Source organism: Brevundimonas sp. SS2672 (assembly GCF_059579685.1).
This window is the reverse complement of record NZ_CM184201.1, coordinates 3,089,746-3,103,020: the sequence shown is the minus strand read 5'-3', so window position 1 is coordinate 3,103,020 and position 13,275 is coordinate 3,089,746. Positions and strand designations below refer to the sequence as shown.

Genomic DNA, 13,275 nt, shown 5'->3' with positions numbered 1-13,275 from the left:
CGCGATATTGCGTCCTAAGAGGTCGCAGGGACCATATTTCGTTCCCCGAACAGCGCCGAACCGACCCGAACATGGGTCGCGCCCGCCTCGATCGCCGTCAGATAGTCGCCGCTCATGCCCATCGACAGGACGCTCAAACCGTTGCGTGCGGCGATTGCGGCCAGCAAGGCGAAGTGCGGCGCCGGATCTTCATCGGCCGGGGGAATGCACATCAACCCCTCGACCGTCAGGTCGTGGACGTCGCGCGCGGCGGCGATCAGGGCGTCGGCGTTTTCCGGCGAAACGCCCGCCTTCTGCGGCTCGGCGCCCGTATTGACCTGAACCAGCAGGCGGGGGCGGCGCCCCGTCCTGCGCACGGCGGCGGCGAGAGCGGCCGCCAGACGTTCGCGGTCCAGGGTCTCGATGACGTCGAACAGTTCGACCGCCTCCTGCGCCTTATTGGTCTGCAAGGGGCCGATCAGGCGCAGCTCCAGGTCCGGCAGGGCGGCGCGGCGGTCTTCCCAGTGCGCCCTCGCCTCCTGCACCCGGTTCTCGCCGAACACCCGCTGGCCGGTCGCGAGGGCGGCTTCCAGAGCGGCGTCGCCTTGCGTCTTGGACACCGCCGTCAGCACCACCGAAGCAGGGTCGCGGCCCGCCGTCAGGGCTGCATCATGGATGCGGCGACGCACCTCGGCGAAGCGGTCGGCGATGGACGAAACGGCGAAAGCGGGCGTAGTGGCGGTCATGATCCTGTCCGAACTCATGGCCGAGGACGCGCGCACGCTGTGGGACGCCGCTCAGGCCCTGTCCCAGTCTGTAGCCCTCACGGCGGCGCCTGTCAGCCCGCGCCCCCTGCCACCCCTGCTGTTCTTCACCGATCCGGCGCGGACGCCCCGCCCGTGGGAGACGGCGGCGCGGCTGCCGGCCGGCGCGGGGGTCGTGTATCGCGCCTTCGGCGCCGCCGATGCGGTCGAGACCGGGCTTCGACTGCGCGAGGCGACGCGGGCGGCGGGCGTCCTGCTGCTGGTCGGACTGGACGCCGCCCTGGCCGAACGGGTGGAGGCTGACGGCGTGCACCTGCCCGAGCGCGCCCTGTCGTCGGCCTACGCCCTGTCGGGACGGCGCCCGGACTGGCTGCTGACGGGCGCGGCCCATTCGGAAGCGGCTGTGCGCGGCGCGCGCGACCTGCACGCCCTGGTGCTGTCGCCGGTCTTTCCCGCAGGCGGCGCCTCGGCGGCCAAACCCGCGCTGGGGGTGAAGGCCTTCTCCGCCCTGGCGGCCCTGGCCCCCTGCCCGGTCTACGCCCTGGGCGGCGTCACGGCGCGCAACGCCCAAGCCCTCGGCGAATCAGGCGCATGCGGCCTGGCCGGCGTGGAGGCGATCCAGACGGCGTTCACCTCTCGCTGAGAGAGGCGAGCGGGATCAGAATTTGAAGATGGTCTCGAGACGCACGCGCGGGGCGGCGCGGCGATCGGCGGCGCTCTCGGGGGCGCGGGCCGGATCGACTTCAGGAGAAGCCAGATTGGCGGCGGCGCCGACCCGCAGGCGCGGGCTGAGGCGGTAGTAGGCCCCGGCCTCGACATCGCCCCAGTCGGCTTCGCGGCCGACGGGCTGGTTCAGGTTGAAGTTCAGGCCCCAGCGGCCGTTCTCGTTCCAACGCAGGCCGCGACGCTGGCCGGCCGCCGGGGTGCTGGGCGACTGGGCGGCGACGTCGGTCAGGCTGACGGCGGGAGCGCGGCCGCGCGTCTGGGCGGCGGCGTCAGTCGTCATCCCGGCCAAGGCCAGGGCGCCCACGCTTGCAGCGATGACGGCGACGAAACGCATTTCACCCACCCTATGGACCGCTCGTCTTCTGCGGCGATCCTTGTTGACGACCTCAGAGCGCGTCTGAACGAGCCGCGTCTGATCTGGGGATAAGATATGGACTGCATTCCTACGGTCAACGCAACGTAGCCCTATGGCAGAGGTTCCAGGCGACTCCGGCGCGGGCTGTGGCGCCCTTGTCACGCCAAAGGGCGAGACAGAGGCCCTTATCGGTCGCCTCTCATGCGGGATCGCCTTGTCATCGCCCCTTTTCGCCGTGTTATAGAGCGTTGCTGACGCGTGCGAGCGTGGGCGTCGTCAGGCGACGTCCTCTCCTACGTTCGTCAAACCCTTTACGGAGATCACGGAATGGCTCTTGTTCGCGGCGCTGCGTTCGCCCTGATCGCCTCGGGCCTGCTGCTCGGGGGCTGCTCCAGCCTTCCGTTCGGCGGGTCGAAGGCCAAGGCGCCCACCATGGAGGCCCAGTTGGGCATCGGCGTGAACGCCTATCTGTGGCGCGCCACCCTGGACACCCTGTCCTTCATGCCCCTGGACAGCGCCGACCCCTGGGGCGGCGTGGTGAACTATGACTGGTACGTCAATCCGCAGGCGCCGAACGAGCGCTTCAAGGCGACCGTCTTCATCCTGGACCGCCGTCTGCGCGCCGACGCCCTGCACGTCGCCATCACCAAGGAAGTCAAGGACGCCGCCGGCGCCTGGGTTTCCGCTCCGGTCGCGGCCCAGACCGAAACCGATCTGGAGAACGCCATCCTGACCAAGGCGCGCCAGCTCAACCTCGCCAACGCGGCCCGTCGCTAAGACAAAGCCGCTAAGATCGGCCGCCTAACCTTTTTCGTCTCAATGCGTCCTCAGGCCCGCCTCAAGCTTCGCGCCTGAGGCGCCGCCTCAGGATACGCCGTGGCCCGCTACGAGCCTAAGACCGCCGAACCCCGCCAGCAGGCCCGATGGGCCGCGGCCGACGCCTTTTCGGTGTCCAACGCCGACACCGGCCGCCCGAAATACTACGTCCTGGAGATGTTCCCCTATCCGTCGGGCAACATCCACATGGGCCACGCCCGCAACTATGTGATGGGCGACGTGGTGGCGCGCTGGAAGCGGGCGCAGGGGTTCGACGTCCTGCACCCGATGGGCTGGGACGCCTTCGGCATGCCCGCCGAGAACGCGGCCATGGAGCGCGGCGTCCATCCCGGCGACTGGACCTGGTCCAACATCGCGACGATGCGCGACCAGCTGAAGCTGCTGGGCCTGTCGCTGGACTGGAGCCGCGAGTTCGCCACCTGCGACCCCGAATACTATGGCAAGCAGCAGGCCTGGTTCCTGGAGCTGTTCAAGCGCGGCTTGGTCTACCGCAAGGACGGCGTGGTCAACTGGGATCCGGTCGACAACACCGTCCTGGCCAATGAGCAGGTCATCGACGGGCGCGGCTGGCGCTCGGGCGCCGTGGTCGAGAAGCGCAAGCTGAATCAGTGGTTCCTGCGTATTACTCAGTATGCGGACGACCTGATCGACGGTCTGGCCGAACTGGAAGGCCGTTGGCCCGAGAAGGTCCGCCTGATGCAGGAAAACTGGATCGGCCGGTCCAAGGGTCTGCAGATGAAATGGGCTTGGTCGGGCGCCGCCCCGGCCGGTTTCGACGACGGGCTGGAGATTTACACCACCCGCCCGGACACCCTGTTCGGCGCCAGCTTCATGGGCCTGGCCCCCGATCATCCGATCTCGAAGCAACTGGCCGAGGCCGACCCCAAGGTCGCCGCCTTCGTCGCCGAATGCCGCAAGGGCGGCGCCAGCCAGGCCGACATCGAACAGGCTGAGAAGATCGGCTGGGACACGGGGCTGAAGGTCATTCATCCCTTCACCGGCGCCGAAGTCTCGGTGTGGATCGCCAACTTCATTCTGTCCGACTACGGAACGGGCGCCATCTTCGCCTGCCCGGCGCATGACCAGCGCGACCTGGACTTCGCCCGCAAATACGACCTGCCGGTGATCCCGGTCGTCCGCCCTGAAGGCGCCGGCGACGACTTCACCGTGGCGGACGAGGCCTATACCGGCCCCGGCTCCATCTTCCATTCCGACTTCCTGAACGGTCTGGACATCGAGACCGCCAAGGCCGAGGCCATCCGCCGCATCGAGGCCGCCGGAACAGGCGAAGGCGCGACCATCTATCGCCTGCGCGACTGGGGCGTCAGCCGCCAACGCTACTGGGGCTGCCCCATCCCGGTCATCCACTGCGAGGCCTGCGGCGTCGTGCCGGTCCCGGCCGATCAGCTGCCAGTCGAACTGCCCAAGGACGTCACCTTCGACGTGCCCGGCAACCCGCTGGACCGTCACCCGACCTGGAAGCACGTCAACTGTCCGTCGTGCGGCGCCGCCGCCCGGCGTGAGACGGACACGCTCGACACCTTCGTGGACAGCTCCTGGTATTTCGCCCGCTTCGCCGACCCCAAGGCCGCCGAGCCGATCAACAAGGCCGCCGCCGCCAAATGGCTGCCGGTCGATCAATATATCGGCGGCGTCGAACACGCGGTCCTGCACCTGCTCTACGCCCGCTTCATCACCCGCGCCCTGTCGGACGCCGGCCTGATGGACGTGAAGGAGCCGTTCGCCGGCCTGTTCACCCAAGGGATGGTGGTCCACGAGACCTATTTCGACGGCCATGAAGACAGCGGCAAACCGCGCTGGGTCGAACCGTCCGACGTGCGCATTGAGACGGTGGATGGCAAACGCGTCGCCACCCGCCTGTCCACGGGCGCCGCCGTCACGATCGGCGACATCGAAAAGATGTCCAAGTCCAAGAAGAACGTGGTCGCGCCCCAGGACATCATCGCCGCCTATGGCGTGGACGCCGGGCGCCTGTTCATCCTGTCCGACAGCCCGCCCGAGCGCGACATCCAGTGGTCGACCGGCGGGGTCGAGGGCGCCGCCCGCTTCGTCCAGCGCGTCTGGGGCGAATACGCCGCCTTCGACGCCGCCGCTCCGGCCAACGCCGATGCCGACGCCGCCCTGATCCGCGAAACGCACAAGGCCATCAAGGCGGTCAGCGAAGGCGTCGAGCATTTCCGCTTCAACTCGGCCGTGGCCAAGCTCTACGCCTTCCTGGCGACCATCCGTCAGCACGACAAGGCGGGCGCCGAGGCGAGGAAGACCGCCCTGGCCGCCCTGGCGCGGCTGATGGCGCCCTTCACCCCGCACCTGGCCGAGGAGTGCTGGACCCAGCTGGGCGAAGCCGGAATGGTGCTGGACGCGCCCTGGCCCGTCTTTGACGCCGCCCTGGCCGCCGACGATCAGGTCACCCTGCCCGTCCAGATCGGCGGCAAGCGTCGCGGCGAGGTCGTCCTGCCCCGCGGGTCGGACAATGCGACGGTCGAGGCCGCCGCCCTCGCCAATCCGACGGTTCAGGCCTACCTTGCCGCCAACAACCTCAGCATCCGCAAGGTGATCGTGGTGCCTGACCGTATCGTCAATCTGGTGGCTGGCTGATGCGTCGGCTGGCCCTGCTCGGCGTCCTGGCGGGCGCAAGCCTGCTGTCCGCCTGCGGCTTCACGCCCATGTATGGCGACAGCGGGGTCAGCAGCGGCCTGTCGCGCATCGCCGTGACGACGCCCGACGATCGCCTCGGCTACCGCCTGCGCGAGCAGCTTGAGGACGCCTTCGGCCGCGACGCCGCGCAGGCGCCGCTCTATCGCCTGACGACCGAGGTCGAGCACAAGCGCCGCCCCCTGGGCCGCCGCATCGACGACACGGCCAGCCGCTATGAGCTGACGGTCAGGGCCGCCTGGTCGCTGACCCCGGTGGCGGGCGGCGAACCCCTCAAGGGCGTCCAGACGACCACGGTGACCTACGCCTCTGCGGACCAGCCCTACGCCGCCATCGCCGCCCAGCAGGACGGCGAGGACCGCGCCGCCGCCGACCTGGCCCGCCTGATCCGCCTGGACATGATGCGCGTCCTGGCGGGACGCTGAAGGCCGCCGCATGATCCTGTCCAAGCGGCCCGACGTCGACCGCTTCCTGAAGGCGCCGGACCCTGCCGTCCGCGCCGCCGTCATCCACGGCAAGGACCGTTCGGGCGTGACCGAGCGCGCCCTGACGCTGTGCCGAACGATCACGCCGGACCTGAACGATCCCTTCAACGTCACCCTGCTGACCGAAGCCGACATCGACGGCGACGCCGTGCGGCTGGAAGAGGCTTTGACGGCGCTCAGCATGATCGGCGGGCGACGCCTGGTGCGCATCCGGATGTCGGACGGCAAGGCGGGCGTGGACAAGACCGTGGCCGCCGCCCTGACGGCGCACGCCGAGGGCGCCTACAACCCCGACGCCATGCTGGTCGTCGAGGCCGGGGCGCTCGGTCGTGAATCCGCCCTGCGCAAGGCTGCGGAAAAAGCCCAGGGCGCGGTCGCCATCGCCTGCTATGAGGATGAGGTCGGCGACGTCGCCCGCATGACGCGCGAGGCCCTGGGCGCCGACAAGGTGGGCCTGAGCTCAGACGCCCTGGACCGCTTCGTCGCCCGCCTGCCCCGCGAGCGCGGCCTGATGCGCCAGGAGATCGAGCGGCTGATCCTCTACATCGGCCCCGGATCCGGCCGCACCATCGACGTCGAGGAACTGGACGCTCACCTGGGGGTCGAGCCCGACGCCTCCCTGTCCGACGCCGCGCTACAGGCGTTCGGCGGCCGCCCCGGCCCCGCCCAGGCGGGCCTGCGCCGCGCCCTGGCCGAGGGCGAGAGCGCCGTCATGGCGGTCCGCATGGCCTCGCTGCACCTTGGAAAGCTGCGCCGGATCAACGTCCTGCAGGCCAATGGCGCGGGCGCCAAGGAGGCCGCCAAGGCCGCCGGCGTCTTCTGGAAGCAGGAGGCCGAAATGCTGCGTCAGGCGCGCGGGTGGCGGCTGGAGCTGCTCGACGAGGTGCAGGACAGCGTCAACACCGCCGACGTCATGACCAAGACCACGGGCATGCCCGAGGCCCTGATCGCCGAACGCCTGCTGCTGGAGATCGCCGCGCGCGCCAAACGCATGGGGCTTTGACGCGGCCGCTCGCCTACGCTCATCCCCGCTTGGACGCACGGCGAAAGGCCGGCTTGTTCAGGGCGGCGGCCTGACGCTGCATCGAGGTTTCGGTCGTACGTCCTCCGACAGCGCCGCCGAACCCGGCGCCGTTCGAGCTCTTCGCCTGCTTCGCCGCCAGGGCGCGCTTGAGCGCTTCAGACGCGCTCGCCTTCTCAGATTTCTCGGTCATGGGCCGCATCCTAGCAGGAAGCGCCAGGAATGGGGCCTCAAACGCCTGGATCAGTCCGTCGCCTCTAGGGTCCATACGGCCTGACGATCACGTCAAACACGCGGTATTGACAGAAACGTATATAGAGGTTTTCTATGGCGAGGATCGGTCCTCGATCATCGATCGGGTCGTCCGGCGCGCTCCCACCTGCTGGCGTGTCGGCCCCGCTCTCATCCCCGACTTGCCCGTCCCGGTTCGGTCCTGGACGGGCTTTTTCGTGTCAGCCCCTCATCAGGCGGCGGCACAGGTCGTCGAGTTGTTCCAGCGTGCCGTATCGAACGGTAATCTCGCCCCTTCCGCCCTTGTCGGCCAGCGACACCTTCAAGCCCAAGGCGTCCGACAGGTCCTGTTCCAGAGCGGCGATGTCGGCAGCGCCTTCGCCGCCCGTCCCTGCCCTGACTTTGGGCGCCTTCGGTCCCTCGGCGGCGCGACGGGCCAGAGCCTCCGTCTGACGCACGTTCAGACCCTTTGAGATCACCTCCTGCGCCAACTGCTCGGCATTCGGCGCAGTGATCAGGGCGCGGGCATGACCTGCCGACAATTCGCCGCGCACCACATGCTCGCGCACCGCCTCGGGCAGTTGCAGCAGGCGAAGGGTGTTGGCGACATGGCTGCGGCTCTTGCCCACCACCCCGGCCAGGGCGTCCTGGGTGCGGCCGAAGCGCTCCATCAGGACGGCGTAGGCGTTGGCCTCCTCCATCGGATTCAGGTCGGCGCGCTGGACGTTCTCGATGACGCCGACCTCCAGCACCTCGATGTCGTCCATCTCGCGCACGACGATCGGCACCTGGGTCAGTCGGGCCGCCTGGGCCGCGCGCCAGCGACGCTCGCCGGCGATGATCTGCCAATGCCCCGGCTGGCCCGGCTGGGTCCGGACCAGAATGGGCTGCAGCACCCCCTTGTCGCGGATCGACGCCGTCAGTTCGTCCAGATCGGTCTGGGCGAAGATCTTGCGCGGCTGGTCCGGATTGGGCTTCAGCGCCTCGATCGGGGCGCGCTGAACGCCGGCCGGCGCGGGACCGGTCGCATCGACAGCGACGGGATCCTGCGCGTTTTCTCCCAGAAGCGCCGAGAGACCCCGGCCCAGACCACGCTGACGTTCAGACAAGATGCTGTTTCCGCTGCTTTACAAGTTGGATCAGGCGGCCAGGGCCTGACGACGCTGGCGCTCGCGCGCCACCAGTTCGCGGGCCAGCTTCAGATAGGCCTGGCTGCCCGCACATTTCAGATCATAGATGAGGGCCGGCTTGCCGAACGACGGCGCCTCGGACACCCGGACGTTACGGGGGATGACGCTGTCATAGACCTTGTCCCCGAAGTGGGCCCGCACATCGGCCGCCACCTGGCCCGACAGGGCGTTGCGACGGTCGTACATGGTCAGCACCAGGCCCTGAATATCCAGCGCCGGATTCAGGCTCTGGCGGACCATCTCGATGGTCCGCATCAGCTGCGTCAGGCCTTCCAAAGCGAAGAATTCGCACTGCAGCGGCACCAGAACCGCATCCGCCGCCGCCATGGCGTTCAGCGTCAGCAGGTTCAGCGACGGCGGGCAGTCGATTAGCACATAGTCATACCGGGAATGACCGTTGCCGCCCTGCTTCGCCAGGGCGTCGCGCAGACGATAGGAACGGCGATCCGACTGGCTCAGCTCAATCTCGACCCCTGACATGTCGGGATCGGCCGCGACGATGAACAAACCCGGCACGGCGGTCTCGATCGCCGCCTCGTCTACGGGGCGGCCGTCGACGATGACGTCGTAGATCGTCACCCGCCGTGTTTCACGTGGAACACCCAGCCCCGTCGAAGCATTGCCCTGCGGGTCCATATCGACGATCAGCACCTTCTCGCCGATCGCCGCCAGGGCCGTGCCCAGGTTGATGGCGGTCGTGGTCTTGCCCACCCCGCCCTTCTGGTTCGAGACCGCCAGGACGCGGGTTTCATGGGCGCGGGGCGGCTTTACGGACTCAACGGACACGGCGAAGGCTCCCCAGTGAAACGATGCGGCCGCGCGGATCGCTGCGCGAGACCGTAAGCTCGGCCTCAAACTGCCAGACCCGACGGGCCTCTTTCAACTCAGCCTCGGCCTTCTCTCCCTTGAGGAACAGGCCTTTTGCACCGCGTTGGAAGTAGGGCTGTGCATAACCCAGAAGCTTCTCCATCGCCGCCACTGCACGCGCCGTGACGATATCGACCGTGATCGCCTGCTCCTCGGCCCGCCCATTGACGACCGTGGCCGGCAGATCCAGCGCATCGACGATGGTCTGAAGAAAACGGCAGCGCTTGCCCAGGCTGTCGACCAGCGAGACATGGGCGCCGGGCCGGCCCTTCAGAAGGATGGCCAGAACGACGCCGGGAAACCCCGCCCCTGCCCCCAGATCGGCCCAGGTCTTCGCTTCCGGCGCAAGGTTCAGCAACTGGGCGCTGTCCCAGGCGTGACGGTTCCAGAAATCTGAAAGCGTGTCGGGACCGACCAGGTTCATCACCGCATTGGCCTCGGTAAGCATGGCCAGAAAAGTCTGCAGGTCGGCGATATTGGCGTCGCTGGCGCCGGTCTGGGCGCGGAAAGTCTGAATGGCGTCCGACATCAGGCGACGACCGCCGACAGGTCAGCCGCCACGCCCTTGACCTTCTTCACATGCGCCAGAAGCGCCGTCAGGGCGCCCGGCGTCATGCCTTCAATCCGCCCCGCCTGGCCCAGGGTCAGCGGGCGGATCATGGCCAGCTTCTCGCGCACCTCGTTCGACAGGGCGCCGATGGCCGCGTAGTCGAGGTCGGCCGGCAAGGCCAGCCCCTCCTCCCGCCGCAGCGCCTCCGCGTCCTGGGCCTGGCGGTCCAGATAGCCGGCGTAGACGGCGTCGATCTCGACCTGTTCGCGCACGGCGGCTGGCCAGTCGACGATCTCGGGGCGGATGGCGACGAAGTGATCCAAGGACACATCGGGGAAGGCGAGCAGGTCGCGGATCGAACGACGCTGGCCGTCGGCGTTGACGGTAATGCCGAGCGCCCCCGCCTCCTTGGGCGTGAACTGTGTTTCACGTGAAACACGGTTCGCCCGGTCCAACCGATCGGCCTTGTCCAGCCATACCTCGGCGCGTTCTGCGCCCACGATGCCCGCCTCGATGCCGATGGGCGTCAGGCGCTGATCCGCATTGTCGGCGCGCAGGGTCAGCCGATACTCGGCCCGGCTGGTGAACATGCGATAGGGCTCGGTGACGCCCCGCGTCACCAGATCATCGATCATCACGCCGATATAGGCCTGATCCCTGCCGAGGATCAGCGGGTCCGATCCCGCCGCCGCGCGGGCGGCGTTGAGCCCGGCGATCAGGCCTTGCGCCCCCGCCTCTTCATAGCCGGTCGTGCCGTTGATCTGGCCCGCCAGGTACAGGCCGGGCCGCTTCTTGACCTCCAGCGCGGGCGTCAGCTCGCGCGGGTCGACATAGTCGTACTCGATGGCGTAGCCGAAGCGGAACACCTCGACCGCTTCCAGCCCCGGCATGGTCTTGAGGAAGGCCATCTGGGTGGCGTCGGATACCGAGGTCGAGATGCCGTTCGGATAGACGCTGGGATCATCCAAACCTTCCGGCTCGAGGAAGACCTGGTGGCTGGTCTTGTCGGCGAAGCGGACCACCTTGTCCTCGATCGAGGGGCAATAACGCGGCCCCCGACCCGACAGCCGTCCGCCATAGACGGCGCTTTCGCCGAGATTGTCGGCGATGATGCGGTGGGTCTCTTCCGTCGTGTGGGTGACGCCGCAGGCGATTTGCGGCACGTCAATGCGATCGGTCAGGAAGCTGAAGGGTACGGGCTGGTCGTCCGCCGCCTGCATCTCCAGCCGCTCCCAGGCGATGGTGCGTCCGTCCAGACGGGCGGGCGTGCCGGTCTTCAGCCGGCCCATCATCAGGTCGGCGGCGTGCAGATCGCCGGCCAGTCCGGTCGAAGGGTCTTCGCCATAGCGCCCCGCCGGAATCCGCAGATCGCCGCGATGGATGACCCCGTTAAGGAAGGTGCCGGTCGTCAGCACCACGGCGCCGGCGCGGATCGTCTCCCCTGCCCCTGTCGTCACGCCGACCACGCGGTCGCCGTTCAGGATCAAGCCCTCGGCCGTGCCCGCCATCAGGGTCAGATTGGCATAGTCCGCCAGTTCGGCCTGCATGGCCTCGCGATACAGGCGCCGGTCGATCTGGCTGCGCGGGCCGCGCACAGCGGCTCCCTTGGATCGATTCAACATGCGGAATTGGATGCCCGACACATCCGCCAGGCGGCCCATGACCCCGTCGAGCGCGTCGATCTCGCGCACAAGATGCCCCTTGCCCAGGCCGCCGATGGCCGGGTTGCAGCTCATCTCGCCGATGGTCTCCAGCTTCTGGGTCAGAAGCAGGGTGCGCGCGCCTGCGCGCGCCGCGGCGGTCGCCGCCTCGCAACCGGCGTGACCGCCGCCGATGACGACGACGTCGAAGGTGTGGTCGGGGGTCGAACTCATGGCGTCCACATAGTCCATTCGAGCCGGAATCGCCACCGGCCCCACAACGGTTGTTTCACGTGAAACGGGCGAAAGCCGGGCCTATTTGCCGATGCAGAAGGAAGAGAAGACCTCGCCCAGAATGTCCTCCACCCCTATGGCTCCGGTGACGCGGGCCAGGGCGTCAGCGGCGCGACGTAGGTCGTCCCCCGCCATCTCCGGCGCCAAATCGAGCGCGCGGCGCCCCGCCTCGACCGCGGCCAGCGCCTCTGCCAGGCGGCGACGATGCCGCTCGCGCGTCACGGCCGGGAAGTCTGCGCCCGACAGGTCGCGCGCCAGGCGGGCCGCGATCCAGCCATGCAGTTCGGCCAGCCCCTGCCCTGTCGTCGTGCTCACCCTCAGGGCCTCGAGAGCGGGCGCGCCCGCCACGGCGCCGAGATCGGCCTTGTTCAGCACCTGAAGATCGGACGGACGGACGAAGGCAGAGGCCGGGCCCTCAGCCCCCTCGGTCGAAGGGGAGCGGACCCACAGGCGCAGGTCGGCGCCCTCGGCGCGCAGACGGGCGCGGCGAATGCCCTCGGCTTCGACCGGATCGTCGCTGTCGCGCAGGCCCGCCGTGTCCGACAAGGTGACGGCGTAGCCGCCGATCATGATGTCGGCGTCCAACACGTCGCGCGTCGTCCCGGCGATCGGCGTGACGATGGCGGCTTCACGCGCGACCAAGGCGTTGAACAGGGAGGACTTGCCCGCATTCGTCTCGCCGATCAGGACGATGCGATAGCCTTCGCGCACCCGTCGCCCGCGATCGGAATCGGCCAGGGCCGCGCGCAGGTCTCCGGCCAGAGCGTCCAGCACCGGCCCGGCGGTGCGCGCCAGATTGTCGGGCACTTCCTCGTCGGGGAAGTCGATCTCGGCCTCAACCAGTGACAGGGCCTTCAGCAGATCGCGGCGAAACCCGGCGTAGGCGGCGGACAGGGCGCCGTCCAGCTGGCCCAGGGCCTGAGACTTCTGGGCTTCCGTTTCGGCGTCGATCAGATCGGCGACGGCCTCGGCCTGGGCCAGGTCCATGCGGCCGTTCTGGAAGGCCCGTCGGGTGAACTCGCCGGGCTCGGCCGGACGCAGACCCAGAGCGATCAGGGCGGTGCTGGCCGCCTCCACCACGGCGCGACCGCCATGCAGATGCAGTTCGGCCGAATCCTCGCCCGTGTAGGAGCGCGGGGCGACGAAGCGCAGCACCAGGGCCTCGTCGATCAGACGGCCTTCGTGGCGCAGGCTGCGCACCGAGGCCAGGCGCGGGGTCAGCCCCCCTGCCCCCAGCGCCGTCAGCGCCGACTCCGTGGCCGCCCCGGACAGGCGCAGCACCGCGATGGCTCCCCGCCCCGGCGGGGTGGCGAGGGCGAAGATGGTGTCGCTCACGTCGTCAGGCCCACGTCGTCAGATTCAGGGCTTGGCCGCGCCCGTGACGGCGGCTTCCATCAGGCGGCGGAACTGGTCCTGGGCCTGAACGCCGAAGCTGGTCCAGGTCTTCATCAGTTCATCGGGCTGCATGGCGGCCATGTTGGCGTCCATGCGCTTCTGCATCTCGGCGACCAGATGATCGTTGAGCGGCGTCACATCCGGCAGGCCCAGAAAGGCGCGGGCCTCGGCCGGGGTGCAGTCGATCTCGATGTTCAACTTCATGACGTTCGCCTTTCAGACCGGGGCGTGTTTCACGTGAAACAGCCCTCAAGCAGCCGCCCGC

The 13,275-nt window shown here is 68.7% G+C and carries 14 protein-coding genes; 5 read left to right on the top strand and 9 right to left on the bottom strand.

The window, feature by feature from the left end:
• Positions 1 to 14 precede the first annotated feature (14 nt).
• Positions 15 to 725 (bottom strand): YggS family pyridoxal phosphate-dependent enzyme, encoded by a 711-nt coding sequence (locus AC52GN_RS15550; RefSeq protein WP_496527664.1) that lies wholly within the window; start codon positions 723 to 725, stop codon positions 15 to 17.
• On the opposite strand from AC52GN_RS15550, the gene AC52GN_RS15545 reads away from it, so the two are divergent.
• Entirely contained in the window at positions 724 to 1,386 is a 663-nt protein-coding gene (locus AC52GN_RS15545) for a thiamine phosphate synthase (RefSeq protein WP_496528825.1), read from the top strand. The genes AC52GN_RS15550 and AC52GN_RS15545 overlap by 2 nt on opposite strands.
• Before the next feature lie 15 nt (positions 1,387 to 1,401).
• Here AC52GN_RS15545 and AC52GN_RS15540 read toward each other — a convergent pair whose 3' ends face one another.
• Complete coding sequence (locus tag AC52GN_RS15540; RefSeq protein WP_088410783.1) at positions 1,402 to 1,803, bottom strand: NtrZ family periplasmic regulatory protein; 402 nt, start codon at positions 1,801 to 1,803, stop codon at positions 1,402 to 1,404.
• Positions 1,804 to 2,151: 348 nt separating this feature from the next.
• Between AC52GN_RS15540 and AC52GN_RS15535 the strand changes: the two genes are divergently transcribed.
• The 4 genes from AC52GN_RS15535 (at position 2,152) to holA (ending at position 6,825) form a co-directional block, all read left to right on the top strand.
• Positions 2,152 to 2,601, top strand: coding sequence for a DUF3576 domain-containing protein (locus AC52GN_RS15535; RefSeq protein ID WP_496527663.1), 450 nt, complete (start codon positions 2,152 to 2,154; stop codon positions 2,599 to 2,601).
• 99 nt (positions 2,602 to 2,700) lie between these two features.
• Positions 2,701 to 5,280, top strand: coding sequence for a leucine--tRNA ligase (leuS, locus tag AC52GN_RS15530; protein WP_496527662.1), 2,580 nt, complete (start codon positions 2,701 to 2,703; stop codon positions 5,278 to 5,280).
• A complete protein-coding gene (gene lptE, locus AC52GN_RS15525) occupies positions 5,280 to 5,762 on the top strand; it encodes an LPS assembly lipoprotein LptE (RefSeq protein ID WP_291780418.1) in 483 nt (160 codons plus the stop codon). The genes leuS and lptE overlap by 1 nt, the downstream gene beginning before the upstream one ends.
• Positions 5,763 to 5,772: 10 nt before the next feature.
• Positions 5,773 to 6,825, top strand: a complete 1,053-nt coding sequence (gene holA / locus AC52GN_RS15520) for a DNA polymerase III subunit delta (RefSeq protein ID WP_343829998.1) — start codon at positions 5,773 to 5,775, stop codon at positions 6,823 to 6,825.
• A 19-nt stretch (positions 6,826 to 6,844) separates the two neighbouring features.
• On the opposite strand, the gene AC52GN_RS15515 is transcribed toward holA, so the two are convergent.
• The 7 genes from AC52GN_RS15515 to AC52GN_RS15485 form a co-directional block, all read right to left on the bottom strand.
• Complete coding sequence (locus AC52GN_RS15515) at positions 6,845 to 7,036, bottom strand: hypothetical protein (RefSeq protein WP_291780425.1); 192 nt, start codon at positions 7,034 to 7,036, stop codon at positions 6,845 to 6,847.
• A 259-nt stretch (positions 7,037 to 7,295) separates the two neighbouring features.
• Positions 7,296 to 8,138: a ParB/RepB/Spo0J family partition protein gene (locus AC52GN_RS15510; protein WP_422388352.1), complete on the bottom strand. Its 843-nt coding sequence runs from the start codon at positions 8,136 to 8,138 to the stop codon at positions 7,296 to 7,298.
• A 75-nt stretch (positions 8,139 to 8,213) separates the two neighbouring features.
• On the bottom strand, positions 8,214 to 9,050 hold the full coding sequence (locus tag AC52GN_RS15505) for a ParA family protein (protein WP_291780431.1): 837 nt from the start codon (positions 9,048 to 9,050) through the stop codon (positions 8,214 to 8,216).
• Complete coding sequence (rsmG, locus tag AC52GN_RS15500; protein ID WP_496527661.1) at positions 9,040 to 9,660, bottom strand: 16S rRNA (guanine(527)-N(7))-methyltransferase RsmG; 621 nt, start codon at positions 9,658 to 9,660, stop codon at positions 9,040 to 9,042. The genes AC52GN_RS15505 and rsmG overlap by 11 nt, the downstream gene beginning before the upstream one ends.
• Positions 9,660 to 11,573: a tRNA uridine-5-carboxymethylaminomethyl(34) synthesis enzyme MnmG gene (gene mnmG, locus AC52GN_RS15495; protein WP_496528824.1), complete on the bottom strand. Its 1,914-nt coding sequence runs from the start codon at positions 11,571 to 11,573 to the stop codon at positions 9,660 to 9,662. Before mnmG ends, rsmG begins: the two co-directional genes overlap by 1 nt.
• Before the next feature lie 63 nt (positions 11,574 to 11,636).
• Entirely contained in the window at positions 11,637 to 12,950 is a 1,314-nt protein-coding gene (mnmE, locus tag AC52GN_RS15490; protein ID WP_496527660.1) for a tRNA uridine-5-carboxymethylaminomethyl(34) synthesis GTPase MnmE, read from the bottom strand.
• A gap of 24 nt (positions 12,951 to 12,974) precedes the next feature.
• A complete protein-coding gene (locus AC52GN_RS15485; protein WP_003166554.1) occupies positions 12,975 to 13,214 on the bottom strand; it encodes a DUF6489 family protein in 240 nt (79 codons plus the stop codon).
• Positions 13,215 to 13,275 lie beyond the last annotated feature (61 nt).

What these genes read in the sequence shown, in the direction of transcription:
- lptE (WP_291780418.1), top strand. Translation starts at nt 5,280, where the DNA reads ATGCGTCGGCTGGCCCTGCTCGGCGTCCTGGCGGGCGCAAGCCTGCTG.
- AC52GN_RS15545 (WP_496528825.1), top strand. Translation starts at nt 724, where the DNA reads ATGATCCTGTCCGAACTCATGGCCGAGGACGCGCGCACGCTGTGGGAC.
- AC52GN_RS15515 (WP_291780425.1), bottom strand. Translation starts at nt 7,036, where the DNA reads ATGACCGAGAAATCTGAGAAGGCGAGCGCGTCTGAAGCGCTCAAGCGC.
- AC52GN_RS15550 (WP_496527664.1), bottom strand. Translation starts at nt 725, where the DNA reads ATGACCGCCACTACGCCCGCTTTCGCCGTTTCGTCCATCGCCGACCGC.
- rsmG (WP_496527661.1), bottom strand. Translation starts at nt 9,660, where the DNA reads ATGTCGGACGCCATTCAGACTTTCCGCGCCCAGACCGGCGCCAGCGAC.
- mnmG (WP_496528824.1), bottom strand. Translation starts at nt 11,573, where the DNA reads ATGGACTATGTGGACGCCATGAGTTCGACCCCCGACCACACCTTCGAC.
- AC52GN_RS15485 (WP_003166554.1), bottom strand. Translation starts at nt 13,214, where the DNA reads ATGAAGTTGAACATCGAGATCGACTGCACCCCGGCCGAGGCCCGCGCC.
- holA (WP_343829998.1), top strand. Translation starts at nt 5,773, where the DNA reads ATGATCCTGTCCAAGCGGCCCGACGTCGACCGCTTCCTGAAGGCGCCG.
- AC52GN_RS15535 (WP_496527663.1), top strand. Translation starts at nt 2,152, where the DNA reads ATGGCTCTTGTTCGCGGCGCTGCGTTCGCCCTGATCGCCTCGGGCCTG.
- AC52GN_RS15540 (WP_088410783.1), bottom strand. Translation starts at nt 1,803, where the DNA reads ATGCGTTTCGTCGCCGTCATCGCTGCAAGCGTGGGCGCCCTGGCCTTG.